Raw genomic sequence first — 25,807 nt, 5'->3', positions numbered from 1 at the left:
CACGGCCTGAGCGGCTCGCACGCGCCATGCTCGTCGTGCTGCCGATTGCTGCGATCGCGGCGTTCATCGTGCCGCAGGTCGCGCTGGTCATGTCGCCGTCGATCGATGCTTTCGCGGTGCGCAAGAGCCCAGGGCCGATAGCGCGCGGCGACTATGTGATGTTCACGCTTCATCACCCCATCGCCGGGCCAGATCCGGTGTCCGTGACAAAGCACGCGCTCTGCATGGCGGGCGATCGGCTGACGATGTTCGAGACCCCGTCGCCTCTCCTCCCGCGCAGCCGGGACGGCCACTATTATTGCAACGGCATACTCCTGGGCGTGAGCCTTCCGCAGGCCCATAACGGTATGAAGCTCGATCATATGCGGTGGAGCGGGATCATTCCCCCCGGGATGGTCTATGTCGGCTCGACGCATCCGCGCGGATTCGACAGCCGTTATTTCGGGCTCCTGCCGATTGCGCGTCTCACTCGGATGGAGCGCATCCTGTGAGCGCGCGAAGGTTCCTAGTTGCAGGCGTCTGCTTCCTTCTCACGCCCGCGCTGGCGGCCGCGCAGACGGCCGGCCAGGCTCCCGGGTCGCGTCAAGGCTATTGGTGGTATGAAGCACCGAAGCCCAAGGCAGAGGAGAAACAGCAGCCCGACGCTCTCGTGAAGCCGACGATCCCGCCGATGGCGGAGTTAGCGACGTGGACGCCGCCAAGGATCCGCAAGCTCATCGAGGAGCAGAGAGACTATGCAGCGACGGTGCTGACGGTCGATGCCGTCGCGGATTTCTGGAGGCTTCAGGATTTCGCGCGGCGTAAGGCGCGGGCCTTCGCCGGCGTCACCCAGATCGCGATGCTGCAATATCCCGAACTCAACTCGAAGTCCGCGAACCCGATGGTCGGCGACGCCCGTTCGGAGCTGACCGCCGAGAAGGATGCCATCCGGCGGTCCTATCTGCGCGCCCATGCCGGCGAGTTCGCTCTCGTGATGTTCTCGCGTCCGACCTGCGGCTATTGCCGTGTGCAGTGGCCGATCATCCAGCGCTTCCAAGAGGAGACGGGCTGGCAGGTCACGCTCATGGATCTCGACAGGCGACCGGAGCTCGCGGGGCGGTTCGGCGTCCAGATCACACCGACGACGATGATCATTCGCCGAGGAAGTCAGCAGCGCATGATAATCGCCTCGGGCGTCGAGGCTTATCCCAACCTCGCCCAGATGGCTTATCAAGCGGTCCGCCTGCTGCGTGGCGACATCCGGCCGGAGCAGTTCATGACTGGTCCGGGCGAGGATGCGGGGTTCTTCGACGCGCTTGGCAACGGCCCGGTTTCGGCGACCGATCCGCGAGCGCTCGGCGGCGATCTCGTTGAAGCCTCCGGTGAGCCGAGGCCGTGATGCGCGGCCTCATCCTCCTCGGTATCCCGGGCCTTGTTATTGGCATGGGATCGGCAGCCGCGCAGACCGTTAGCCGGGAAGACGCGATGCGAGCCGCGATCCACCCGGTTGGCGAAGCGAAGACCATGCAGACGTGGCTCTCACGCGTACCCGTCACGCGTGACTTTCCCGACGACTTCACTATGACGCTTCGCGGACATGGGGCCGCCTTCGTCATCGAGATGACGACAAGCCCCGGCTGCGTACCCTGCGGAGACCTGTGGACCAAGCTGACGGCGCTGGGCGCGCGCTATGGCTGGCAGGTCCACACGATCGGCAGTCAGGAGGCGATGATCCGTTCGGGACGCCTCGGTCTGCCGTGGGTTGGGCATCCGGTTGCCTGGGTGCGGCCCGTGGCCGATGATGCGCGCATCGTGCCGGTGGCAATCGGCACGGATCATGCGCCCAATCTGGCCCGAAATCTTTATCTGGCCGCGAAGATGTTGACGGGCGTGCGCCCCGATGTCGGCGTCCGGGCCATGTCCAAGTTCACCGGCATCGTGGGGCTGCCGGCGACCCGCCCGGGAAGGCGCTGAGCGATGGCGGCCTCGGTCCTTCCTCCTTCATCCCATATCGTTCGGAGTCGGCCATGTTCGCTCGCCGTCGCGCCACCGTCCGCGCGCTGATCGTCCTCGCCCTGACAACAGTTGTCTCTGCCGCGCCTGCCCATGCGCAGAGTTGGGCGGAGAGCTGGTTCGACAATGTCACCTACACCTCGCCGGGCAGCTTCGAGGATCAGACCCGGGGCTATGTGACGGCTGGTGGCATGTCCGGCCGGGTGGACGTCCACAATGACTATCTCATGTCGGTGAGCCTGCCGAAAGTGCGGGCCGGCTGCGGCGGCATCGACATGTTCCTGGGGGGCATGTCGTTCCTCGACCCCGACTATCTGGTTCAGAAGCTGGAGAGCATCCTGCAGGCGGCGCCGGCGGTCGCGTTCCAGTATCTGCTCGAGACGCTCGACGAAAAGATGGGCAATATCATCTCGAAGATGGAAGCGGCGACCAACTTCCTCAATTCGATCCAGGTCAACGACTGCCGCCTCGCCAACCGCATGGTCCAGATCGCCAAGGGCGACGACAACATGAGCGGCATCATTGAGGAGATGACGGGCTACCGTTCGGTGAAGCAAGGGTTCGCCAAGAGCTACCAACAAAGCCGCGAGAGGATCGAGGCCAACAACAACAATCCCACCGAGGACTTGAAGGACGCGCTCGCCAACTGCCCGGCGGAGGTGACTGACATTTTCCGCACCGGCTCGCTGCTTTCCCATGCCGCATCGCGGGTCGGCGCGGGCGACTGGGCGAGCGTGATGCGTGCCAGGGTCGGCGACGTCTATATGCGGTGGGACGATGGTGACCGCGTGCCGCTATTCACGGCTATTCCGCAGTGCCCCGCACAAGACACGGAAAGCGCGCAAGATTTCTTGACCGGCCAGGTCCAGCGCCGCTCCCTCAATATTCCGCCGACGGGCGCCGACTGTTCGCAGGATGGCAGTGGGCGCGGTGCGCTTGTGCTCGCCCGCGAGCGGATGCAGTCGATCGCCGTCAAGATTCGGACGCGCGCCGCCTTGTCGGCGGACGAGAGACAGTTCGTCGCCAATGTCCGGACGCTTCCCGTCTATCGCATGCTCGAATGGGGGGTGCGCCAGGGCGTCGTCGATTCCGTGATCGCCGATACCGACGAGCTGGTGGCGCTTACCCTCGCCTACCAGATGCTCAACGATCTGACCCGCACCATCGACTTCACCGTCTCGAACGCCGAGCGCGGCGCGACGGTCGCGGGCTCGGGCGATGCGAACACCAAGAATGTCTGCCAAACGCGGATTCTTTCCAAGGGCATCGAGCAACTGCGCGATCTCAGGGACGAGGTGCTGCGCCAGCGCGCGCAGATGCGTCAAAGCTACATGGCGGCGCTCAATCAGGCCAATCTCTCCGCCAACTACGCAGGACTCCTGCGCGACCGCGACCGCGATGCCCGCGACGCCGCCGGCGCCGCCGCCCGCAACCAATAGGATCGAACCCCATGCGTCGGCTTGCAAGGCTTCTTGCCGCCCTTCCCGCCCTGCTCCTCGCCTCGCCCGCGCTGGCGGTCGATACGAGCTTCCACACCTATGACGGCTTCGCCGAGACGGTCGACGCCTTCCGCATGGTGTCGATGATCTTCGGCGACCCACGCTACGAGACGCTTGTGATGATCGTCGCGACGGTCGGGATCGGGCTTGGCGCGATCCTCGCGAGCGTGCGCGGCACGGGCATGGGGCTGGTCGCATTCGGATTCCAGATCCTGATCGGTGTCGGCCTGTTCGTCGGGCTCGTCGCGACGACGGGCACGGTCCATGTCTATGACCGGGTGCGCAACGCCTATCAGCCGGTCGGCGGCGTCCCCAACCTCCTCGTGCTCGTCGCCGGCGCGACCAACATGATCGAGCGTGCGATGGTCGAAACGATCGACGACAACACGCTCGATCCCGATGCCAAGATCGAGTTCGGCGCCGGCGGGCACAGCTTCGACCTGTTCCTGAACGCCGTCTCGCCGCGCGGTCCAATGACCGACGTTTTCCTGGATGCGACGATCAAGGACTATGTCCGCCAATGCTATCCTGTCGCTCGGGTCTCGGCCGCCTACGGCGTCGACGATGACCAGCTCTTCCGGACCTCGACCGACCTCCCCGCCTCGTTTGGGGCGATGGCGGGGCCCGCCACCTTCTCGACCGTCTATACCGAAGCCGACAAGGGCGGCACGACGGTCAGTTGCACCGATGCCTGGACGCATATCTCGGATCGCTTGTCCGACCCGGTGTTGTTCGATAGCTACACCAAGCAGATCTGCGCCCGGACGGGCTATGATACGGAGAATGCCGCGCAGATGGCGCGATGCCGGGAACAGCTCGGCGAAATGGGCCAGATGATGCTGGGCCGTCCGCTGAGCGCGCAGGCCTTCTTGACCCACATCCTGCTCGGCAACACGGTGGGCGATGTGCTGTTCGAGGATTCGCCGGCGAGCGCGGCGCGGGTCATGGCCAATCGGGCCGTCATCTCCAACGGGCTTGCTACCATGTCGGTGGCGAACGAATGGATGCCAACGATCCGCGCAACCGTATTCGGAATCATGCTGTTCATGATCCCGATCGCGCTGCTGTTCATCCTGACGCCGATCAATCTGCGGGTCGCCAGCTTTGCGCTCGGCATGTTCGTGTTCGTCGCGCTCTGGGGCGTGATCGACGCGGGCATCTATCAGCTCACGCTCGGGCGCGCGACGGCGACGCTGGCGGAGCTTCGCTCAAACGCGCTTGCGGCCAACGCCTGGCTGCTCGCTCCTTCGGCAGCGATGAAGGCGCTCGCGATCTTCGGGAGCTTCCGCACGGCAGCCGCCGGTCTAGCCGGTGCTTTCGTGTTCACCGTGTTCCGCTTCAGCGGCAACGTGTTCACGGCCTTCACATCGGGCTCGCTCGGCGTGGCGAGCCAGGGCACGGCCGCCGCGGCGCCGATGGGCACCGCCGAGGGGCAGGCCTCGGCGCTGGAGGCCCAGGCTTCGGCTTTGGGGACACGGTCCCGCGCTGCAGCCGCGTCGAGCTTCGGCGACTTCGGAGAACGCTCGACCTTCGGCACCAATCGCGTGTTCGGCGAGGCGGGTCGTATTCTCGGCGAGCGCCCCGGTATCGCCGGCGGGACAGCGATGGCGCTTGGCGGCATCGAGGGCTCTCGCCAGCTCGGCAGCCTCGCCCCGGCCCTGGCCGGCCGGGATATGGCCGATCCGGCGGTTGCGCGCGCCGTTCAGGCCAATGCCGCCACCACGGCGATCCACCAGTTCGCAGAGAAGGATGCCCTCCGGAACATTGGCAATGGCTATTTTGGTCAGGGAGAAGCCGGCGAGAGGACATTCGCGGCCTTCAGCCAGAACCTCGTTCAATGGCGGGCATTCGGCGACCAGCGGGCTTATGGCATGATGATGCAGGCCGCGACGCGCCATTTCGAGCGGGCAGGATATTCGGCCAGCGATGCGCAGCTCAAGGCATCGGGCGTGATCGGAGAGGCCCAGGCCGATCCGACCTTCGCCAAGCTGATCGCCAACACGTTCGACCAGGACCAGATGCTCAGGAACGATCTCACTTCGGCGCAAGTGCAGGTGGGCGCCATGGAGGGGCGGCGCGACTATGCGGACGATAATGTCGCGGGTGTCGAACGTGCCAACGTCGCGACCGAGCAGGGCTGGCGCAGCGGTAGCAATCAGGGTCAACGCGAGGCGGCCTCGATGCTTGGGCTATCCGTCGATGAGACCTCGCGACGCATCGGCTTCATCAATGCCCTGTCCGGCGAGGCCCGCAGCACGGCCATCACGCAGCTTTCCCGCGCCACCGGAAGGAACGAGGCCCAGGTGGAAGCCGCGCTCGAGCGATATAATGCCGCCGTGCGGGTTGGAACCGCCGATGGCGCCAGCGCCGAAGCTGCTCGGGAGGGGACTACCATTTATGGCCGCACGCGCGAGGCGGCTGGCTATGACTTCGCGGAGCGCTCGGGCAGACTCGATGCGCAGCGAGAAGTCGGAACCGACGGCACGCGGAGCGCTGCACGGATCGGCGAGCAGCGGCGCCAATCGGAGAATTTCGGTTATGCCGAGGGTGCTGCCGCGGCGGGCGTCTCGACACGCGAGGCGGCGCGGCTCGACAGCTTCATCCAGGCGCTGAGCCGGACGGCGGGCAACCAGGTCGATATGGCCGAAGGCGGCGCTGCCGGCATCGCCGACCGCGCGCGGAATGAGCGCCTGACGTCGATCGTCGACCGGGAGCGCCTGACCCGCATGCAAGGGCTGCTCGCCGAAAACGGCATCAAGCTGTCGAAGCGACAGATCGCGATGGACCAGAATGGCGACCTCAGCCTCAACCTCACCCCGGAAACCGCAGCGGCGATGTGGAAGTCGGGCCTTATCAACGAGAGCCAACTCGGCGCGATCGCCAACGGCGGACACGCCCGCTTCAGCTTCGCGCATAATGACTTGCTGGTTTCCAGTGGGACGGACTTCAGCCGGTCGGCGCGCAGCGATACCAGCACACGGTTCGAGGCCGGCAAACAGGCGGGGCCGGATACGATCGAGCATTTCATGGGCGGGGGCGCTGAAGGCCAGGCCCAACTCGCCAACTGGCTGCGCGGCGGGTTCGAGATGGATCGCAAGGGCGAATGGCGCCTGAAGCCGCAGGTCGCTGACACGCTCCAGCGCGATGTGCAGGCGATCATGGCGCAGACCGGGTGGCAGAGATCGCTATCACGATTGGCCCAGGATCAGACGACGATGGGAACCAGCGTCGACCTCAATGTTGGCGGAGATGTTAGTGTCTCCAATACCGAAACGTCTGGTGGTCGCGGCGGCGCTTCGGGTCGAGGGCGGCAGGCGGCCCGAGGGCCGGTCGAAACAACGAACCGCGCCACGGCAGGACGTTTCGGCGCAGGCGTTGGCTTCAATAGCCGTGACACCGGCACCACGAGCGAAACCGCTCAGTCATCGATTGACATCGTCAACTATGACGTGCGCGAATCGATCGCTGCAGCTGAGCGTGCCGCTGCGCGCTCCCCAAATCCGGAAGCCGCATTTTCGCGTGAGTTGTCGAACCGCATCCTCGGTAGCGAAGGCATGCGCAATCGCTACCTCCAGGACGCAGACGATGGTCGCGCGACTTTCGACATCACAGGTCCGCTGACGTCAGTGGAACAAAACTCTGTCCTCTCCAGAGGAAGCTTTTCTACTGACATCAAAGGCAGCCCTGGTGACGGCGACAGCAGCTTCAAGAAGCGTTAACGGTGCTTGCCTGTATGCGGGTCAATGTAGCCCGGATTGTTAGGGTTCGCCGGGTTGCCAATCCAGAGCAGTCCCGACCGCGGGTCGAATACATCGCTCCCCGCACGAAGGTTATTCATGGCTCGGTCATGCTCTTCCCAAACGCGACGCGTCACAGCTAAGGCTTCCTCATCGGACAGCGGCGTTCCATCGCCTGGCCCCACGAATCCGTCCAAGCGTTCACGGACATAGCCGATACCCAGCACCATCACCGCCGTCATCGGGAAGAACAGGATATTCAGATAGCCCGCGAGCGCCCCGCCATAAAATGCAGCAAGAAAGTCAACGCGCGTCGCCGCCGCCATTCCAAGCCACCAAATGGGAATGGCGGTCCACCAGAGCTTGGCGTACCATGGCCGCCAGAGCCAGGCCGCCAGCTTCGGTCGGCCAGCGGCACTCTCGGCGCGGTGTTCGTCGATGGCAGATTCCACTGGGGAAATCCTTTCGGCCTTCCCCTAGCATATCGGGCGCGAACCGTCACCAGAAAATGGCGAACGCAACTTGTCTTTCCCGTCAAATACCCTATCATTGGGACAGGAAGGACAGACATGGCCAGCAACGCCTCCATCGTCAAATCGGATCGGCGACCGACTGCTCGTCGGATCGCTTCGGGAACCGACACGCTCCGACGAAAGGCTTTGGAGAAGCTCACGCTCGCCATCGCCAAGGCAGTGGAATCCGCGAGCGACGATACTCTGGCCGACATCGTGGGCTCCCATGACTTGCGCCATGCCCTTGTCGTCGCGCCGCGAGACATCGCACCGGAAGCGCCCGCCGATCTGGAGGCGCTTAAAGCGGCGCGCGAGCGGACCGGCCAATTCCGCGAGGATATGGCGAGGCGCGCCGGCGGGATGTTCGATCGCGCACATGTCGCGGCAATGCTCGGCGTCTCCCCGGCGGCGATCGAAAAGCAGAGGCAGCGGCGTCAGATCCTTGGCGTGCCCTATGGGTCCGAAAATCGCTTCCCCGCCGCACAGTTTGTCGATGGCGAGACAGTCCTGCATCTCAAGCGAGTGCTCGAAGCGTTTGACGACACCAACCCCTGGGAACAGTTGATGCTGCTTACCACCCCGCTCGAGGGATTTGGCAGCGAGCCGGAAACCGCGCTCGAAATTCTGCGGCGCAAGCCCGACCAGGAGACGGTTCGCCAATTGGTCGCCCTCGCGACGGTTTGGACGTCCTGACCCAACATGGCGGCCACGCTACTGCGCCGGATCAATGCCGGCGCGCGCCTTCACCGGATTCACCGCAAGGGACACGACGCGATCTTCTTCGGCCCGCTGGATGAAATTCCGGTAGGGCGTTTCGACGCGCCCGACGGAAGCTACAAGGTTTTGTATGCCGCGCGATCGCTGGAAACCGCGTTCGGTGAGACCATAGTTCGCTTACCGACAATTCCCCATATCACCTCTTCTGCTGTGCAGAGTCGGCTTCGTAGCGAACTGGTGACCACCCGCGCGTTAAGGCTCTACCCGCTTCTGGACGCTGGCGTCTCGGCACATGGGCTTTCGTTTACAGACCTTCACGGCGATGTCTACGCGAAGACTCGAGCGATAAGCCGGGTCATACATGAAACCACGTCGGCCGACGGCATTCTATACACGTCCCGCTTCGACAATCAGCGTTGCGTAGCCATCTTCGACCATGCAGCCGACGCGATTTCGCTCGGGGCCCGGCATGATTTGATCATCGGAACTGGAGAGGCAGCTTTGCTCGCCAGCCATTTCGGAAAGACGATCGTCGAACCCTGACACGGATGGCCGGAAATCGATAGCTACAATCCCGACCTGCTTGCGGAGCCAAAGCTGTCCAGCTATATCTGACTAGCTAGTCAGGAGTATGCAAGATGGGCACCGCCACCCGAAAGGGCGATCGCGACCAATCCGCGCCAGGCGGCACCTGGAAACTCGAGGATGCCAAGGCAAGGTTCAGCGAGGTCGTCAGGCGCGCCCAAAGCGAGGGACCACAGCGCGTCACTGTTCGGGGCCGGGAGGCGGTGGTGGTGATGAGCGTTGATGAACTCGACCGACTGATGCCCAAGGAGGCAGGCAAACCTGCCTTCGTACCGTTCCTCGAGAGCCTAGGGCTTGATGGCCTCGACCTTGAGCGCGAGATCGACCGCGGGCGGGACATCGCCTTGTGAAAGGCTGGCTGCTGGACACCCATATCGTTTCTGCGTTGGCGAACCCGAACGGGGCGCCGAGCGTCAAGGCATGGGCGATGGCGCAACCCGAACACCGGATGCACCTCAGCGTTCTGACGCTCGCGGAATACGACAAGGGCATTCACAATCTCGAGCCTGACCATCCCGACCGGTCGCGCTATGTCGCGGCGCGCGACGCGTTGGCCGAACGCTTCAGCAACCGGCTCCTCTCCATCGACGATGCCGTCGTTTTCCGCTGGGGTGCAATTTCAGGCGAGGTCAAGCGGCGGATCGGACAATCGCCTCCGGTGATCGACACGCTGCTCGCGGCCACTGCGATCGAGCATGACCTGTTCCTCGTGACACGAAACATCAAGGACACGCGGCACAGCGGTGCCGCGATCTTCAATCCGTGGGAAGACGAACCATCGCGGTTCCCTCTCACCTGACGAATGACGATGAGACTATGAAAACTGAGCTCGACCATCTTCCGGTAAACAAGCGGCGTGAACTCGATCGGGTCATCCAGATCCTCTTCGAGGAGTTCGAGGACGCGCTTGGCCAGCCAACGGGGCCGCGCAAGCTCGGTCGCATTCTCAAGATCATCCTGTACGGCTCCTATGCGACCGGACGGTGGGTGCATGAGCCGCATACCGAGAGGGGTTATCGATCGGATTTCGACCTGCTCATCATCGTCAATCAGAAGGAGCTGACGGACAGGGCCGAATATTGGGAGAAGGCGGAAGAGCACCTAGACCGGGAGACCATGATCCTCAATCGCCTGCGCACGCCGGTCAATTTCATTGTTCACACGCTACAGGAAGTAAACGATGGGCTGGCCCATGGCCGCTATTTCTTCATGGACATCGCGCGCGACGGCATCGCGCTGTATCAGGTCGACAACAGCGAACTACACGAGCCCAGGCCCAAGACGCCGCAACAAGCTTATGACATGGCGAAAGCCTATTTCGATCAGTGGTTCGACCTCGCTGTATCGTCGCGGATGGGATTTCAGTTCTTTCACGACAACAAGCAGTTTCCCGACGCGGCTTACAACCTCCAGCAGGCGTGCGAGCGTCTCTATTATTGCGTCCTGCTCGTCTACACCTTCTACACCCCATACAGTCACAATATCAGATTTCTCAGGACGCGTGCCGAAGCGATCTCCGCACGGCTCCTCGATGCCTGGCCGAGGGAGACCCGCAAGCAGGAGGCATATTTCAACAAGCTCAAGGATGCCTATGTGAAGGCACGGCATTCGGAGCATTTCAAGATGACGGAGGAGGAATTCGCTTTCCTCTCCGAGCGCGTCGAGGTGCTTGGCACGATCGTCAACGAACTCTGCCAGGAGAGGCTGTCTGAGCTGCGCGCCCAGCTTTAGAGTATCAGGAGGTCCGCCCGGATCTGAGGAGACCCGCGCCTCCCAATCCTGCGGGCGGGGAGGACTTTATGCCCGAGGAGAAAGTGCCAGACGAAGCAATGCGCAGGATCGCTCTGGCGCTAGTCGAGCATTGCGTCCGCAACACGCGGCTGGAAGACCTCCATGCCGGCACCGTTCCGGACAGTCTCATCGGCGACTATAGCGATGTGAAGGTGGTCACGCCCTATGGCGAGATTCCCTGGACCCAAGCATCCCGCATATCCGATGCGGAGATGAAGGCGTTGATGATCGACATCGTCAACAAGGTCTACACGTTCCTCACGCACCTCGAGGATGTGGTGGTTCTGCGCGATTCCGCGCGCTGGAACCGGCCTGAGCACGACCCTGCCCTGCTCGCCTTCGCCAAACGCCGTGCGGCTGCCCGGGGAGCGGATGATGAAAGGAAAGAATAGGGTGCCGGTGAGATCTGAATTTGAACACAGGCCGCGGAAATGTCCGGGCCGCATGGATCGCGCGAGAGGATTTGACGCCTAAAAATGGGAATCGATGTCGACGCACATAAGGTCGTCACCTTCAGCGCTCTTCACCAGCATCGCGTGGTCACTGATCCGGCGCGGCCGATTCCGAAGGTACGGTATGGCCGCCTCGAGATCGTGAGTGTCTTCCGGCGGCAGATCACGTCCCATGACGGTGACGACGGCAATCCGCTGATCTACGCCCTCAAGGGCAAATTCGGCTACACAATGCCTTATCGCGACTTCCGCCACCTTTACACTGCGGCGACGCAGATCCTGCCGAATGCGCTTGCTCACGTGAATTTCGATATGGTCGTCCCGTTGCCTTCGTCCTCGCCGGTTGCAGCGATCATAGCGGAACGGGCGGCGCGACAGCGGCCGGGATGCGGGGTCGTGACCTGCCTCGACAAGGCGACGATCGGACAGGTGCTGGCGATCGCGCCGGCCGCCGACCAGATCAAGAAACGCCACCGCGGCGAATACACGTCGCAGCTCGCTAAGCTGCAGCGACTCGATCCCGGTCTGATGATCGAAATGAAGGCTTTGAAGGGTTCGGTAAGACCCTATTTTGCGCCGGTCATCGCCAACGGGCTTGCGGTTCAATGTGCCGACCGCCATGTTCTTCTGGTCGATGATATCCTGAGTTCGGGCAGCAGTCTGGCGGCGGCGGAAGCTGCATTGCGTGCCGCCGGAGCCACCAGCGTCAGCGCCTTGACACTGCTCAGCCGCCTTGGCTGATTCATTGACTTTTCAGCGTTTGGCCCTATATCCGTGGTCTGTAAGGACCGCACTTACACCTTGCGGTCCCTAAATATGAGGCGTTTCTCACAAGGAAGCGCAGGATCGGGCAGCGCCGCCAGTGGCCACGTCGTAGGGACGAGATAGCTGGAGATCGGGTACCGACCGACGAAATATGAGGGCGCTGGGCAACCGGCGCCCTTTCTTTTTCGCGTCGTGGTGCCTCGCGCTTCCCCGTACATTTCGAAAACGGGCAAAGCGGCCGAGTACGAGGCGATCGCGGACAGCAGCAAGGTCGGCGGCAGGTTGCAATTTTGATGTGGCTGAAGCTCAGGATGCACAGATTTGACGACGCCATCTTGCAGGTGTCATGCCGGCAGCCTTGGAAAATGCCTTGGTGAAGTGAGCCTGGTCGGAGAATCCGCATTCGAGAGCGACTTGCACCAGCGGAAGCGCGGTATCGGCCAGAAGGCGTTGCGCGCACATGATGCGCTGCTGCACGAACCAAGCATAGGGTGCGACCCCGACCGTGTTCGTGAAAGCGCGCACAAAGTAACAGAGCGACAATCTGCATAGCGACGCGACCTCGGAGATCGAGATCGGGCCGGCGAGGTCGCGGCCCATGGTTCGCATGGCGAGGCTGACTTGCCAGGGAGCGAGCATCGGCTGACTGCTCGCCGCGCCCGCTCGTCGCCCGCCGAAATGCCTCTGCCGTGCAGTTGGTGATGCATGTACTTTGGTCTGCGCCTGTTGAACGCAGAGCATCGGGCTCACGCCCTCACTCCCAAAAGCCGCCATGGCGACCCCCCAATGGGTTGCAGGACAGATTGCTTGCGCCGGGAACCTCAGCGCCCTGCCCTATCGGCCACCACCGTTGAGACACGACGTGAACCGTCGTGTGCTCGAAGGAGGAAACCCTACTATTCCCAGCGGGAGGACACATGGAGGTGCCAAAAGACGCCCCATTTTTTTATCTGCCTTGGAATCCGGGGCTTCGACATTCACCGCCGATCAATCGGCCACAAATCGCGCGCCAATCACAACGGCCGCTTGGGGCGACGCAGGATCTTCCGGAGATAGGTTTCCGCCCGGGCGAGCTCCTTTTGAACGGAGCGCTTATGCAAACCGAGTTCGGCGGCGATCTCAGCCTGCGATTTCTCGTCGCGCCACTTGGCCAAAAAGATAGCCTGCCGCTTGGCCGGCAGAGCATGAAGCGCCCGCAGAGCTCGGTCCATCTCGTCCATTGCGAGGGTAGCGGACTCCTGGTCCGGCGCGCCATCTGGAAATTCGGATAGCTCGACGGCGTCCATGTTCACCGTGTACCTGTCGCCTCGACGTCGGTTTATGGCGAGATTGACCGCCATTCGGTAAAGGTAGGAGCGCGGATTGCGAAGGTCGCCGATGGCGGGTTCTGCCCTCAGCTTCACATAGACATCGTGAAGAGCGTCGGCTGCCGCCTCGGGGGAGCGGAGATGCATCGACAGGCGCGTCAGTAGCGACTCGTATTCGACCTCGAGTAGGGCAAGAAGCTGTTGGACCGGGCTTTGGCCGGTCGCTTGGATGGAGGGTTCGTGGTCGCTTGCCTGCACAGACTGGATTGATTCTGAGTCGTCAGTCATTACCTTCCGGGCCCTAGCGGCAGCCGGCTCGCCCAGGCATGCGACGTGAACCCATCGATCAGCTTTGGAGCAACGAAGTGAAGGATCGGCGAGCCCACTGCTAACAGCTTCACCAAGCTCTTGCCACGTCCGAAACGGATGCATCGGCAAAGGGCACGCACCGCTCAAAGCCGTAGATGGCCAACACAGGGCATCGGGCCGTCCACAGCGAGGTCGCAAGCTCCGCGTGTGTATCGATACCGACCTTGCCCAGGACCAGGACCAGCGTCATTCGAGCAGGTTCGCGAGGTTCTTAAGAGAAGATTCCATACCCTTGCGATGGTCTTCCAGTTTGATGCCGGGCGGGACATTTTCTGCCACGAAGGAGACCTTTGTTCCCCCGGTAACCGGTCTTAAGGTCATGGTAAGTGTCATCGTTCCGGCAAAGTCTGGATCGTTGCTTTCGAACGAGATCGCCTCGACGATACGTTCGTCGGGCTCTATCTCTTGGAATCGGGCATGGACGACGTCGCGATCGGCAGCCGTTTTGCCCGCTGGCAGAACGGGTTCGCCATAGAAGAGAACCATGCGATACCCACCGCCGGGGCGCGCATCGAAGGCATCGAGGCGCGCGGTCATTCCCGCCGGCGGACGCCATTTTACCACGACCTCGGGGTCGAGGAAGGCACGGAAGATGGCGCGCGGCGTCGCGAGGACGATGCGGGTGACACTATGCGTTACTGAACTCATGGCTGATGGGCTCGTAACGCGGACAGGTGCGCTCGCCAACGGCAAGGTTGCCCAGTGCCGGTAAGGCACCGCTGAGGGTAGTGCCCGGACGGCCCAATTCATGCGGAATAATACATGTCGAACTCGACCGGGCTCGGCGTCATTTCCCAACGCGAGACCTCCGCCCACTTCAATTCAGCATAAGCCTCGATTTGATCCATGGTGAAGACGTCGCCTTTGGTGAGGAAAGCGTGGTCTGCCTCCAGCTCGTTCAGCGCTTCACGGAGTGACCCGCAGACCGTCGGGATGCCGGCCAGTTCCTGCGGCGGCAGGTCGTACAGATTCTTGTCCATGGCATCGCCCGGATGGATTCTGTTCTGGATGCCGTCTAGGCCGGCCATGAGCAGCGCGGAATAGGCGAGATAGGGATTGGCGGTCGCGTCGGGAAAGCGGATTTCGACGCGCCTGGCCTTCGGTCCCGCGCCGTAGGGGATGCGGCACGAGGCCGAGCGGTTCCGGCTCGAATAGGCGAGCAGCACGGGCGCCTCATAGCCCGGCACGAGCCGCTTGTAGCTGTTGGTCGACGGATTGGTGAAGGCGTTGACCGCCTTGGCGTGCTTGATGACGCCGCCGATGAAATATAGACAGGTATCGCTGAGGCCCGCATAACCAGTGCCCGCAAACAGCGGCTCGCCCTTGTCCCAGATCGACATGTGGGTGTGCATGCCCGAACCGTTGTCCTCTTTGATCGGCTTCGGCATGAAGGTCGCGGTCTTCCCATAGGCCTGCGCGACCTGATGGACGACATATTTGAAGATCTGCATGCGGTCGGCGGTCTGGACCAGCGTCCCGAAAGTGAGGCCTAGCTCGTGCTGAGAAGCTGCGACCTCATGATGATGCTTGTCCATGGGGAGGCCCATTTTCAACATGGTCGAGACCATCTCGGCACGCAGGTCGACGGCGCTGTCGACCGGGGCGACCGGGAAATAGCCGCCTTTCGCGCGCGGCCGATGGCCGAGATTGCCGTCAGCATAGTCGCGGCCGCTGTTGGTCGGCAGTTCGACATCGTCGATCGCGTAGAAACTGGTCGCATAGCTGTTGTCGAAACGGACGCTGTCGAACACGAAGAACTCGGCCTCCGGTCCGACATAGACTGTATCGCCGATGCCGCTGGCCTTGGTGAAGATTTCGGCGCGACGCGCCGTCGAGCGCGGATCCCGGCCGTAGAGCGCCCCGGTTGCAGGCTCGACGACATCGCAGATGAGGATAAGCATCGGCGTTGCCGAGAAGGGATCGACATAGGCCGCATCGAGATCGGGCTTGAGGATCATGTCGCTATCGTTGATCGCTTTCCACCCGTCGATCGACGAGCCGTCGAACATGAAGCCGTCGTTGAGTTCGTCTTCGCCAACGACGCCCACGCACATGGTGAGATGATGCCATTTGCCGCGGGGGTCGGTGAACCGAAGGTCCACCCACTCTATTTCGTGTTCCTTGATGATCCTCAGCACGTCTGACGCGGTATTTGCCATCTCGTTACTTCCCTTTTGCCTGCCCTGTCTCGCGGACAGAGACGTTGTGATGCGCGCTTCCAGGCACTAGGCCGGAGATCGGCTTCCTCTTCCCGTTCTGATTGTCTTGTGTCGGAATGGTGGGATCATGGGAGCAGCGCCACAGGCGCGAGCCCTTGTTCGGCTGCGGCGCCGGCGAGCGCCCAACGCCCTGCGCACCCACTACGGATTCAGGCTGGCGCCTGGCGCCGACGAATTCTCATGTGGTATCGCGAAGGCAGCAAAGTGTGCAGCGATCTTTGCGTAGACAGGACGCTTGAAGGGCGCTGCCAGCCCCGGAATGTCTCTCAGATCCGCCCAATACCACTCGCTGAACTCGGGATGTGCCGTCTCGATATCGATCGCGGCATCCTCGCCCAAATAGCGCATCGCGATCCAGCGCTGCTCCTGCCCGCGCCAATTGCCTCCCCAAGTGCGCCCCAGCAGCTCTTCGGGAAGATCGTAGCGCAGCCAATCGTCGTGCTCCGCCAGCAACTCGGCATCGGCAATCCCGAGTTCCTCGTGCAGTTCACGATAGGCGGCTTCGACCGGGCTTTCGTCCGTATCGATCGCGCCTTGGGGAAGCTGCCATGCTGGCTCGTTCATGTCGCGGCGGCGACCGACCCAGACGCCTCCGTGGCGGTTGAAGAGCGCGATGCCGACACTGGGCCGATAGCGGCTAGGGGCGCGTCCATCCCCCGATGGAATGTCGTATTGAGCCAGCGAGGCGCGCGCCAAGAGCAATTTGGCGTCGTGAAACGCGATGCCGTCTGCCTTCATGGCGATTTCGGCCATCGGATCGTTGAGCAACTGCTCGACGAATGCATGGACCTTGGCATGTGATCGATCGCCCACAACCCTACCTCCGAAAAAATCGGTTCGGTAGGAGTCATCATCCTGAAATGACAGGCGGTTTTGGGGGACTCCATCCCCTTCGCAGGCAACCTAACAGGTGTCGTTCCGCCGATCTACTGAATCCGTGCCCCTTTGGAGAATTTTCCCGAGCTGCTTTCATGCGCCGCCTCGCACGCCGTCAGGGGAACACTAAAGCCCCCCTTAAATCGGGCGCCGCGCCCTCCAATGCGTGCGCAACGATTGACGGGTTCGTTGGTTTATTCGCTATAGGGCACGTTCCCTTTTTGCGTCAGAAGCTGAGGAGATTGTGGTCAAACAATTGCGAAGGTGATACAAATTTCCTAGCTTGATGATGGGGATGGAGTCCCCCTTAAACCGCCGAAAAGGCTGATGACTCCTACCATGCGCATAATGGGCGCGGGTAGGACGCGAGTGCCCGCTCCCGACATAGGAGAGGGCCGATGACGGTCAAAATTCTCGCTGTTGTGGCGGAGTCCGCAACGGCGGCGGCGTGTCTGGACGCGGCCGAGGCATCCGCGCACGCCATCCATGACGCGACCGTCGAAGCCTTGCATGTGGTTGTCGATCCTGACCATCTGATCGTGGCGTCGGAGGAGATCGCATTCCAGCATCTTCGCGAACGCTACGAGGGCACCGCGAAGGAGCGGGAAGCCGCGACCCTTGCGGCCTATGAGGACTGGGTGGCGTCGCATCCCGATGCGGATATTCCGCTCAACTGGAAAGAGCGGATCGGGGCCGAAGAGGAGAATGTCGAGCAGGAGGCGCGCGCCTTCGACGTACTGGTGCTGGCTCGTCCGACCAACATGGACGGCGGCGACGCCTTGCATGCCGCCATCCATCGGGCGCACCACCCACTCTTCCTCGTGCCGGCCAAATGGTCGCTGAAGCCGGGGGACACGTTCGCCGAACATGTCGTGGTCGCCTGGAACAACACGGCGTGCTGCCGCAAAGCGCTCGAAGGCGCTCTTCCCTGGCTCAAGGTCGCGGTCGAGGTGACGCTGCTGCTGATCGCCGAAGAGCCCGAATTGGCGGATCCCGCGCGCGAATTGCTGGACGCTCACGGCATCAGCTACCAGGTCCGTCAATCCCAGCGCGACACGGAGACGCTCGGAGACCAGATCGTCACCGAAGCCCATAATCTGGACGCCGATCTTCTGGTGATGGGCGCCTATCGCCATAATCAGCTTCTTGAATGGCTGTTGGGCGGCACGACCAGGCATGTGTTGGCCCATTGCGATCTTCCGTTATTCTTGGCCCATTGCGCCTGAGCATGGGCGCCCAATTCAGCGCCCCCGTTCATGACCGCAGGATAAGCCTCCGATTTACGCAAGTTCGATTGGTTTGCTGGTGGAACGATCTCGTCTTGAGGCGGTTGTTCTGCGAGGCTAAACATGGTGTGCCTGATACATTGCTGGATGGGGATGGAGTCCCCCATAACCGCCGAACGGCTGATGACCCCTACCGCGTTGAACGCGGCGGGTGTGTGTCTCCGCCGCACGGGTTGAAGGCCAGATCGCCCGGTCCCGACACACGCCGGCTCTGCGGAGCGAGAAGTGGGAGTCGGTGCGCAATGGCTGGACTGGGAACGGGCAGTTCGTTCGCGTCGTCGATCGCGAGGCGCCGCTGATGCGCGACCTGGTGCTCCAGTTCTTCCAGGTTCTTGGGGTCCTGCTGCTGGCGCCGCTGCTGCAGGGGGTGATCCACAATTTCGAGGAGAAGGTTCAGCGGAGCGAGGGGCCCAGCATCCTCCAACCCTATCGCGACCTGTGGAAGCTGTTCCGCAAGGAGATCGTCATTCCCGATACGGCGTCGTGGCTGTTCTGGGCGGCGCCGATCATCGCCTTCACCTGTATGCTGACGGTGCCGATCCTGATCCCGGTGCTGACCGACTATCCCCTGCCCTATTCGGACATGGGGGACATCCTCGGCGGCGGGCTGATCCTGACCCTCGGTTCCTTCCTGATCCTGTTCGCCGGTCTCGATAGCGGGTCGAGCTATGGCGGCATCGGCTCGAGCCGGGCGACGATGATCGCAATCCTCTCCGAGCCGACCCTGATCGTCGTCTTCGTCGGGATCACGCTGCTTGCGCGGTCGATGATCCCGTTCGTGGTCAATCATCTGCTGGTCGCTACGCCGGCGCTCTACTGGAGCCCGAGCCACCTCTTCCTCGTCGCGGCCTTCTTCGTGCTGATCCTCGCCGAGACCGATCGGCTACCGATCCATTCGAGCACGCATATCGAGGTCTATATGATCGAGGAGGCACGCATCCTCGAATATTCCGGGCCGCTGCTCGCGCTCCTCAAATGGGCGTCGATGATGAAGCAGTTCATCCTCTACACCATCTTCTGCAACGTGCTGCTGCTGCCCTGGGGCCTGTCGCACGCGGGTGCCCCGCTCGGCGCGCTTGGCGCGATCGGCGCGGACCTGCTCAAGTTCCTGGTGGTGCTGCTCGTCGTGGTCGTCGTCGAGACAACACAGTCGCGCCTTCGCTTCTATCGCTATCAGGAGCCGCTCGCGGCCTCTTTCTTGCTCGCGGTCCTCTCCATCATCAGCTCGCAAATGGGATAGGCTCATGCCGGTCGAACATCTTGATCCGCTCGCTGCGTCCTTGTTCAGCCTGATGGCGATCCTCAGCCTGCTGCTCGCGTTCGTGATGCTGGGCTCGCGCTGGCTGAACAACTATCTCTACGCCTTCGCCGCGGAATCCTGGGTGATCGCCGGCCTGTCGGCGGCGGTCGGCTTCTACGGCGGTTTTCCCGAGCTATATGCGATCGCGGCGCTGACGGCGCTCTTCCGCGGGCTCATCCTGCCCTGGCTGCTGGCGCGCATCATCCGCCGCCTCGACATCAAGCGCGAGATCCATGAGGCGCTCCGCCCCAGCTCCTGCATGGTCTTGGGCGCGGCGGCGATCGTCTTCGCGCTGGTGGTCTCGGAGCATATCGGCGTGCGCGTCGGCGCGGCAGGGACCGTCGTGGTCCTGGCGCTCACCGTCATGTTGTCGATGAAGATGATCGGCTTCCTCATGCTGGTCGTGCGCCATGAGGCGATCAGCCAGATTCTCGGCCTGCTGGTGCTCGAGAACGGCATCTTTCTTGGTGCGCAGATCCTGGTGCCCGGCATGCCGATCCTGATCGAGCTGGTCATCCTCTTCGACCTGCTGGTGGTGGTCGCCTGCTTCGGCGTGCTGGTCCGCTACCTGACCGTGCATGTCGGCAGCACGTCCAGCCTCGATCTGAAGAGGCTTGTCGGCTGATGACCACGGGCACGCTCATCGTCCTGCTGCTGCTCTGCCCGGCGATTGCCGTGGCCGGTTCACTTGCCGGCCGCAGCCCGCGCCTCGCTGAGGCGATCAACTTGCTGGCGAGCATCGGCAGCTTCGCGGTCGCGGTCGCGCTGGTCTGGCGCGCGACACCCGAGCCGGTGATCTACGGCCGCAGCTACATCGCGCTCGATGCGCTGGGGGCCTGGGTGATCCTCTGCGCAGCGATCGTCTATCTGCTCTCCTCGATCTACGCGATCGGCTATATGCGGATGCTCGACGAGGATGAGCGGCTGCCCGGTTTCTATGCGCTGTTCGCGGGCTTTGCGCTCACGATCTTCGTTGGACCGCTGATGAACAATCCGGGGCTCTACTGGATCGCGATCGAGCTGACGACGTTGGTCAGCACCTTTCTCGTCGCCTTCGAGCATGAGGCATCGAGCATCGAGGCGGCCTGGAAATATATCGTCATCGTCTCGGCGGGCATCAGTCTCGCGCTGCTCGGGACGGTGCTGTTCTACTGGAGCGGCACCTTCGTCAATGGCCCGACCTACGAGTTGACCTGGGCCTCGCTCACGGCTGTCGCTCCGCATGCCAGCCAGTCCATCATCCTGCTCTCGTTCCTGCTCGTGCTGGTCGGCTACGGCACCAAGGTCGGTCTGGCCCCCATGCATAGCTGGTTGCCCGATGCGCACAGCGAGTCCCCTGCCCCGGTCTCCGCCCTGCTCTCCGGCGCGCTCCTTAACACCGCCATGCTGGGGGTTGTGCGCTTCCTCGGCGTGGCCGACGCTGCCGGCATCGGCGGCACCTGCCGCGTGGTGACGGTCGCGCTCGGCCTGCTCTCGATCCTGGTCGGCGCGCTGTTCATCGTGCGCCAGCGCGGCATCAAGCGGCTGATGGCCTATTCGAGCGTCGAGCATATGGGCGTGATGGCGCTCGGTTTCGGGTTCGGCGGGATTCTCGGCACTGCCGGCGCGCTCTATCACATGCTCAACCACTCGCTGAACAAGTCGCTGATGTTCTTTGGCGCCGGCAATGCGATGCGGGCCTATCAGACCAAGGACATCCGCGGCATCCGGGATGTCTGGATACGCTTCCCGGCGCAGGCCGCGCTCTGGCTGGCAGGTGCTGCCGCGATCACCGGCGCACCGCCGTTCGGCCTGTTCCAGAGCGAACTTGCCATCCTGCGCGCGGGGATCGGCCTGCCTCATCTGTCCTGGGCGGTTTACGGCATGGCGCTGCTGCTGATCGTCATCTTCATCGCCTTCATGAACCAGTTCCGGCTGATGTATCTGGCCCCGCCGACATCCGCGCCGGAGGAGCGGCCCGACCGGACGCTCAGCGCCTGGTGCGTCGCGCCGATGTGGCTGGCGCTTCTTCCGTTGCTGCTCTTCGGCCTTTGGTGGCCGGACGCCATGTGGCGCTATTTCCATGGCATCGCGATCGCCCTGTCGGGGGCGGCATCATGATCGCGGCCGACCAAGCTCCGATCGCCCGGAGCGAGCCAATCAGGGTCATCGACATCGGCACCGATGTGCTCGTCTCGAACGCCCAGGGCCTGCGCACCACCGGCAGCCGGCTCAAGATGGTCTATGCGCGCAGGGTCGCCGAGGATCGCATCGAGCTTCGCTATGTGATCGAGGAGTTGCCGGGTGCTGGCTTCACAGTCTGGCGCTGCGCGATCGGCAAGACGGCGCCGAGCCTCGCCGACGTCTGGCCGCTGCTCAGTTGGGACGAACGCGAGATCATGGAGCTGTATGGCGTCACCTTCCTCGGCCATCCCGATCCGCGCCCACTGGTCCTGCATCCCACGGTCGAAGGCGGGCCGGTAAGCAGAGTCGTCGAGGAGGATGTCTCCGAGCCTGGCCTGCGCGCGGCCGGCGTCCTCCCGGAGATCGCCGGCGCCAAGCTCGACGTTCAGTTGCTGCCCTTTGGTCCCGTCCGCGCCGGCGTGGTCGAATCCGGGGCTTTCTTCTTCGGCTATGTCGGCGAGCACATCCTCGAATATGAGCCGCAGCTCTTCTTCAAGCATCGCGGCATGGAAGCGCGGTTCGAGGGCCTGCCGCCCGAGGCAGGAACCGTGCTTGCCGAACGGGTTTCAGCGGTGGGCAGCGTGGCGCACGCCTTCGCCTATTGCCGGGCGGTGGAAGCGTGCGCGAGTTGCATGCCGCCCGAGCGCGCCCATTGGGGCCGCGTGCTGCTCGCCGAGATGGAGCGGATCTATAATCATCTCCATTTCCTGGGGCATCTCGCCGACACCACGACGCTCAAGGTCGGTCAGGCCGAGGGGATGCTGCTCGAGGAGCAAGCCAAGCGGCTCAACGCGCGTCTGACCGGGAGCCGCTTCCTGCGCAACATGCTGACGCCGGGTGGCTTGAGGCGCGATATCGACCCCGGCGACTGGCTGGCCCCGTCGCTCGCGCAGCTTCGTTCGCGCACGGAACGCTATACCAAGCTGCTGAAGCACAGCGACAGCTTCCTCGACCGTCTGTTGACGACGGGACCGCTCCCCTCGGAGGTGGCGTTCGATCAGGGGGCAACTGGTCCGGTCGCGCGCGCATCGGGCCTCGATCGCGATCTGAGGCGTGACCATCCTTATGGCGCTTATGATCAGTTCCCGCCGACGATCGCCAAGCATGACGAGGCCGATGCGCACGCGCGCTTCCATGTCCGGGTTGATGAGATCATGGCGAGTTTCGCGCTGCTCGATGCGCTGCTGTCACGGGCGCCGCAGGGCTCCATCCGGGAGCGCTGTGCGGGCGTGCCGAATTCCGAGGGGCTCGGCTGGGTCGAAGGCGCGCGCGGCGCGATGGTCTATGCGGTGCATCTCGACGAACGGGTCCGGCTTTCGCGCGTCAAGATCCGCTCGCCTTCCTTCTCCAACTGGCGCGCTTTCCCCTTCACCGTCCAGGACAGCAACATGATGGACTATGCGATCAACGAGGCGAGCTTCGGCCTCACCATCGCCGGGTGCGACAGGTAGGAGGCAGGCATGGCGCTCTGGACCTTTTTCGGGCTTCGCCAAGGTTCGGCCACCACGCGTTGGCCGGCGCCCGACGGCGATGATGGCCAGGCGGACGTGCTGGGCATGCCGCGCTATCATCCGGAACTTTGCGGGGATGGTTGCGGCGTCTGCGCGGAGGCGTGTCCGACGGGCGCGATCATCGTCGATCCGGCGGGCAAGATCGAGGTCGACTATGGCCGGTGCATCGCCTGCCAGCTTTGCGTCGAAGCCTGCCCGGACGGGGCGATGACCGCCTCGGGCGACTGGGCTTTCGGGGTGCGGCGGCGAGAGGATCTGCGCTGGTCCGAAAACGGCGATGCGCCTGCCTCCCCCGCGCCCACCGCCGGCTATCGCCGCAGCCTCCATATCCGCCATGTCGACGCCGGATCGTGCAACGGGTGCGAATCCGAGCTGCAGGCGCTCAACAACCCGATCTACAACCTGCATCGGCTCGGCATCTTCTTCACGCCCTCCCCGCGCTTCGCGGACCTGTTGCTCGTGACCGGGCCCGTCACCAACGCGATGATCGAGCCGCTGAAGGCCGCCTATGAGGCGATGCCGGAGCCGCGTTGGGTCATGGCGACAGGGACCTGCGCTGTGTCGGGCGCGCTCACCGGCGGCGGCTATGCCGCGCAGCGGGGGCTTGGCGACACCCTGCCCGTCGACGTGTGGCTCCCGGGCTGCCCGCCCAATCCGGCAGCGATCATTGAAGCCCTGCTGATGTTCCTCGATCGGATGCCGCAGCGCGTCCGGGGAGGCACCTATGGCGAATGAACTGATCGCGGCCGCCGCCCTGCTCTGGATCGCCGGCGGCGTGCTGGCGCTCATCGGCTTGCGCCCGCTCGCCCGTGCGGCGCTCGCGTTGGGCGCATTGGCGGGGGTCGCGACCGCCATTGTCGCCCTGCCCGAAGGCACCGGCCTCGTTCCATTGCCCACGCGGCTTGCCGGCGACAGTATCGATTTCCAGCTCACGCCGAGCGCGCTCTGGCTGATGGGATTCGGGTTGGCGCCGGCGGCGCTTGCCGTGGCGATCTGCACGCCCATGCGCGCGCATGAGGGAAGCTGGCTTTTCGGCGCGGCAATGAGCCTGCTCGGCGCGATCGGCGTGTTCGGGATTCAGGATGGCGCCGGTCTTATCGTCGCCTGGGAGCTGATGAGCCTGGGCGGCGGCGTGATGCTGATGAGCGAGAGCCTCGGTCATCGCAGCGGCCGCTCCATCCTGTTCATGCTCGGCCTGCTCGAGATCGGCACGGTGGCCATGATGCTCGGCGTCATCCTGCTCGGGCAGGCAAGCGGGCATCTGGCTTTTGCGGGCTTCGGTGCGGCATCGAGCGCGATGGGGCCGGCAATGCAGACTTTCATCTGGCTGCTGCTGCTGGTGGCGTTCGGCGCCAAGCTGGGCCTCCTGCCCTTCTACGAATGGTTCCCGCGCGCCTATGGCACTGGAAGCGGCGCGACGGGCGCACTCATGTCGGGCGTCGTGCTCAATGCCGCCTATTTTGCGCTCGCCCGCGCGCTCACCGAGTGGATTCCGGCCGGAGCCGGCGGCCTTGGCATCGTGGTCGTGCTGGTCGGCGTTGCGAGCGCGATCCTCGCTGCGCTCTATGCGTTCCAGGAGGATGACTGGCGACGGCTGCTAAGCTTCTCGTCGGCGGAGAATGCGGCGCTCGCCGTCGTGACGCTGGGCGCATCGATCATGTTCACCGCCGATGGCAATGCGCGCCTTGCCGGCCTCGCCTGGACCGTCTCGCTGCTGCATCTCGGCGGCCACGCGCTTGCCAAGGGCTGCCTGTTCCTGACGGCCGATGGCGTGCGCGCGAGCACCGGGAACTATCATGTCCGGCAGAACGGCGTGCTGCGCTCTGCCGGCTGGCCGTTAGGGCTCGGCGCGCTGATCGCCGCGGGAAGCCTGAGCGCCATGCCCCCAACCGCTGGCTTCGTCAGCGAATGGTATCTCTTCCAAACTGTCTTCCAGGGGTTTCATCTCGCCACGCTCGGCGCGCGGCTGACGCTGGCGATCGCCGGCGCGGGGCTCGCGCTCACGGCGGCGGTTGCGCTCGCGACCTTCGTCAAGCTGTTCGGGATCGGTCTTCTCGGGGCAAGGCCGGCCTCAATGCCCGGCACTCGCGTCCCCGGCCGGACCAATGGTGCGGTGCTCCTGCTCGGCCTGGGCGTCCTCGTGCTGGCGATCGGCATGCCGTGGTGGATCATGGCGCTCGACGATGGCGTCGAAGCGCATTTCGCGCCCGGAGTGATCGGCAGCATGGTGGTCGGCTGGGTGCTGGTGCCAGCGACCGGCGGACCAATCGGGCCGGACCACAGCTTCGCTTTCATCTCGCCGACGACGCTCGCCATCGCGATGCCCCTGCTCGCCATCCTGCCTCTGCTGCTTCTGTATGTGAGCAGCCGGTTTCGGGTGCGCCGCAGCGCTGTCTGGTATGGTGGCCTCCGGCCCGATCCCGCACGAGCAGCGACAACCGCCTTGAGCTTCTCGAACGCGATGCGGACCTTCTACAGCCTGATCTACCGTCCTCAGGATTCGACGCAGCGCGAGACCAACGGACAGCCCTATTTCGTGCGGCGGCTCACCTATCGCCACGCGGTCGCGCCGCTGTTCGCCAAGCGCCTGTTCGGTCCGTTGGTCATGGGAACGGTCGGCATCGCAAGCGCGGCGCGGCGGCTCCAGTCGGGAAGCCTCAACCTCTATCTTGCCCTGATCGGGGCACTGCTGGTGATCATTCTTGCGCTCAGCCTGCTGTAGCGCA

At 63.6% G+C, this 25,807-nt stretch carries 25 protein-coding genes and 3 riboswitches; of the genes, 19 read left to right on the top strand and 6 right to left on the bottom strand.

What is annotated here, in order from left to right; genetic code table 11:
* Positions 1 to 26: 26 nt before the first annotated feature.
* From F7P65_RS07185 to F7P65_RS07165, 5 genes are read left to right on the top strand one after another with little or no spacing between them, the layout of a single operon-like run.
* Positions 27 to 491 (top strand): S26 family signal peptidase, encoded by a 465-nt coding sequence (locus F7P65_RS07185; protein WP_338053892.1) that lies wholly within the window; start codon positions 27 to 29, stop codon positions 489 to 491.
* Positions 488 to 1,378: a conjugal transfer protein TraF gene (locus tag F7P65_RS07180; protein WP_150291060.1), complete on the top strand. Its 891-nt coding sequence runs from the start codon at positions 488 to 490 to the stop codon at positions 1,376 to 1,378. Before F7P65_RS07185 ends, F7P65_RS07180 begins: the two co-directional genes overlap by 4 nt.
* On the top strand, positions 1,378 to 1,953 hold the full coding sequence (locus F7P65_RS07175; protein ID WP_150291097.1) for a hypothetical protein: 576 nt from the start codon (positions 1,378 to 1,380) through the stop codon (positions 1,951 to 1,953). The genes F7P65_RS07180 and F7P65_RS07175 overlap by 1 nt, the downstream gene beginning before the upstream one ends.
* 53 nt (positions 1,954 to 2,006) lie before the next feature.
* Positions 2,007 to 3,431, top strand: coding sequence for a conjugal transfer protein TraH (locus F7P65_RS07170; RefSeq protein ID WP_150291059.1), 1,425 nt, complete (start codon positions 2,007 to 2,009; stop codon positions 3,429 to 3,431).
* An 11-nt stretch (positions 3,432 to 3,442) separates the two neighbouring features.
* Entirely contained in the window at positions 3,443 to 7,210 is a 3,768-nt protein-coding gene (locus F7P65_RS07165; protein WP_150291058.1) for a conjugal transfer protein TraG N-terminal domain-containing protein, read from the top strand.
* Here F7P65_RS07165 and F7P65_RS07160 read toward each other — a convergent pair.
* Positions 7,207 to 7,680, bottom strand: coding sequence for a hypothetical protein (locus tag F7P65_RS07160; RefSeq protein ID WP_150291057.1), 474 nt, complete (start codon positions 7,678 to 7,680; stop codon positions 7,207 to 7,209). The genes F7P65_RS07165 and F7P65_RS07160 overlap by 4 nt on opposite strands.
* A 117-nt stretch (positions 7,681 to 7,797) precedes the next feature.
* On the opposite strand from F7P65_RS07160, the gene F7P65_RS07155 reads away from it, so the two are divergent.
* The 7 genes from F7P65_RS07155 to F7P65_RS07125 all read left to right on the top strand — a co-directional run bounded on the left by F7P65_RS07155 (position 7,798) and on the right by F7P65_RS07125 (position 12,026).
* Positions 7,798 to 8,433 (top strand): hypothetical protein, encoded by a 636-nt coding sequence (locus F7P65_RS07155; protein ID WP_150291056.1) that lies wholly within the window; start codon positions 7,798 to 7,800, stop codon positions 8,431 to 8,433.
* 6 nt (positions 8,434 to 8,439) lie between these two features.
* Entirely contained in the window at positions 8,440 to 9,000 is a 561-nt protein-coding gene (locus F7P65_RS07150; protein ID WP_150291055.1) for an RES family NAD+ phosphorylase, read from the top strand.
* 95 nt (positions 9,001 to 9,095) lie between these two features.
* Positions 9,096 to 9,392, top strand: coding sequence for a type II toxin-antitoxin system Phd/YefM family antitoxin (locus tag F7P65_RS07145; RefSeq protein ID WP_150291054.1), 297 nt, complete (start codon positions 9,096 to 9,098; stop codon positions 9,390 to 9,392).
* Entirely contained in the window at positions 9,389 to 9,841 is a 453-nt protein-coding gene (locus F7P65_RS07140) for a type II toxin-antitoxin system VapC family toxin (protein WP_150291053.1), read from the top strand. The genes F7P65_RS07145 and F7P65_RS07140 overlap by 4 nt, the downstream gene beginning before the upstream one ends.
* 17 nt (positions 9,842 to 9,858) lie before the next feature.
* Entirely contained in the window at positions 9,859 to 10,773 is a 915-nt protein-coding gene (locus tag F7P65_RS07135) for a HEPN domain-containing protein (protein ID WP_150291052.1), read from the top strand.
* Positions 10,774 to 10,856: 83 nt separating this feature from the next.
* Positions 10,857 to 11,225 (top strand): hypothetical protein, encoded by a 369-nt coding sequence (locus F7P65_RS07130; RefSeq protein WP_240334229.1) that lies wholly within the window; start codon positions 10,857 to 10,859, stop codon positions 11,223 to 11,225.
* Between the two features lie 84 nt (positions 11,226 to 11,309).
* On the top strand, positions 11,310 to 12,026 hold the full coding sequence (locus F7P65_RS07125; RefSeq protein ID WP_150291050.1) for a phosphoribosyltransferase family protein: 717 nt from the start codon (positions 11,310 to 11,312) through the stop codon (positions 12,024 to 12,026).
* Positions 12,027 to 12,356: 330 nt separating this feature from the next.
* Here F7P65_RS07125 and F7P65_RS07120 read toward each other — a convergent pair whose 3' ends face one another.
* From F7P65_RS07120 to F7P65_RS07100, 5 genes are all read right to left on the bottom strand, one after another.
* On the bottom strand, positions 12,357 to 12,791 hold the full coding sequence (locus F7P65_RS07120; RefSeq protein ID WP_240334231.1) for a helix-turn-helix domain-containing protein: 435 nt from the start codon (positions 12,789 to 12,791) through the stop codon (positions 12,357 to 12,359).
* A gap of 272 nt (positions 12,792 to 13,063) precedes the next feature.
* Positions 13,064 to 13,645 carry an RNA polymerase sigma factor gene (locus F7P65_RS07115; protein WP_150291049.1) on the bottom strand — a complete coding sequence of 194 codons (582 nt, stop codon included), beginning with the start codon at positions 13,643 to 13,645 and terminating at the stop codon, positions 13,064 to 13,066.
* 267 nt (positions 13,646 to 13,912) lie between these two features.
* Positions 13,913 to 14,374, bottom strand: a complete 462-nt coding sequence (locus F7P65_RS07110) for an SRPBCC domain-containing protein (protein WP_150291048.1) — start codon at positions 14,372 to 14,374, stop codon at positions 13,913 to 13,915.
* Positions 14,375 to 14,472: 98 nt separating this feature from the next.
* The gene (glnA, locus tag F7P65_RS07105) at positions 14,473 to 15,885 is read right to left on the bottom strand and encodes a type I glutamate--ammonia ligase (protein WP_150291047.1); all 1,413 of its coding nucleotides are present in this window, start codon (positions 15,883 to 15,885) and stop codon (positions 14,473 to 14,475) included.
* A gap of 201 nt (positions 15,886 to 16,086) precedes the next feature.
* Complete coding sequence (locus F7P65_RS07100) at positions 16,087 to 16,698, bottom strand: RNA pyrophosphohydrolase (RefSeq protein ID WP_240334228.1); 612 nt, start codon at positions 16,696 to 16,698, stop codon at positions 16,087 to 16,089.
* Between the two features lie 81 nt (positions 16,699 to 16,779).
* Positions 16,780 to 16,845: riboswitch (Fluoride riboswitch) on the bottom strand.
* 258 nt (positions 16,846 to 17,103) lie between these two features.
* Positions 17,104 to 17,165, top strand: a riboswitch (Fluoride riboswitch).
* Positions 17,166 to 17,219: 54 nt separating this feature from the next.
* On the opposite strand from F7P65_RS07100, the gene F7P65_RS07095 reads away from it, so the two are divergent.
* From F7P65_RS07095 to F7P65_RS07065, 7 genes are all read left to right on the top strand, one after another.
* Positions 17,220 to 18,047, top strand: a complete 828-nt coding sequence (locus F7P65_RS07095) for a universal stress protein (protein ID WP_150291046.1) — start codon at positions 17,220 to 17,222, stop codon at positions 18,045 to 18,047.
* 140 nt (positions 18,048 to 18,187) lie between these two features.
* Positions 18,188 to 18,247, top strand: a riboswitch (Fluoride riboswitch).
* A gap of 158 nt (positions 18,248 to 18,405) precedes the next feature.
* Positions 18,406 to 19,347, top strand: coding sequence for a respiratory chain complex I subunit 1 family protein (locus F7P65_RS07090; protein WP_150291045.1), 942 nt, complete (start codon positions 18,406 to 18,408; stop codon positions 19,345 to 19,347).
* Positions 19,348 to 19,351: 4 nt separating this feature from the next.
* The gene (locus F7P65_RS07085) at positions 19,352 to 20,032 is read left to right on the top strand and encodes a hydrogenase (RefSeq protein WP_150291044.1); all 681 of its coding nucleotides are present in this window, start codon (positions 19,352 to 19,354) and stop codon (positions 20,030 to 20,032) included.
* Positions 20,032 to 21,507 (top strand): proton-conducting transporter transmembrane domain-containing protein, encoded by a 1,476-nt coding sequence (locus tag F7P65_RS07080; RefSeq protein ID WP_150291043.1) that lies wholly within the window; start codon positions 20,032 to 20,034, stop codon positions 21,505 to 21,507. Before F7P65_RS07085 ends, F7P65_RS07080 begins: the two co-directional genes overlap by 1 nt.
* Positions 21,504 to 23,021 (top strand): hydrogenase large subunit, encoded by a 1,518-nt coding sequence (locus F7P65_RS07075; RefSeq protein ID WP_150291042.1) that lies wholly within the window; start codon positions 21,504 to 21,506, stop codon positions 23,019 to 23,021. The genes F7P65_RS07080 and F7P65_RS07075 overlap by 4 nt, the downstream gene beginning before the upstream one ends.
* A 9-nt stretch (positions 23,022 to 23,030) precedes the next feature.
* Positions 23,031 to 23,816, top strand: a complete 786-nt coding sequence (locus F7P65_RS07070) for an NADH-quinone oxidoreductase subunit B family protein (RefSeq protein WP_150291041.1) — start codon at positions 23,031 to 23,033, stop codon at positions 23,814 to 23,816.
* Positions 23,806 to 25,803, top strand: coding sequence for a proton-conducting transporter transmembrane domain-containing protein (locus F7P65_RS07065; protein ID WP_150291040.1), 1,998 nt, complete (start codon positions 23,806 to 23,808; stop codon positions 25,801 to 25,803). Before F7P65_RS07070 ends, F7P65_RS07065 begins: the two co-directional genes overlap by 11 nt.
* Positions 25,804 to 25,807 lie beyond the last annotated feature (4 nt).

Origin of the sequence: Sphingobium estronivorans (assembly GCF_008692605.1) — a bacterium.
In the GTDB taxonomy this organism is placed as follows: domain Bacteria; phylum Pseudomonadota; class Alphaproteobacteria; order Sphingomonadales; family Sphingomonadaceae; genus Sphingobium; species Sphingobium estronivorans.
The sequence above is the reverse complement of the archived record's forward strand: the minus strand, read 5'-3'. Positions and strand labels throughout refer to the sequence as shown.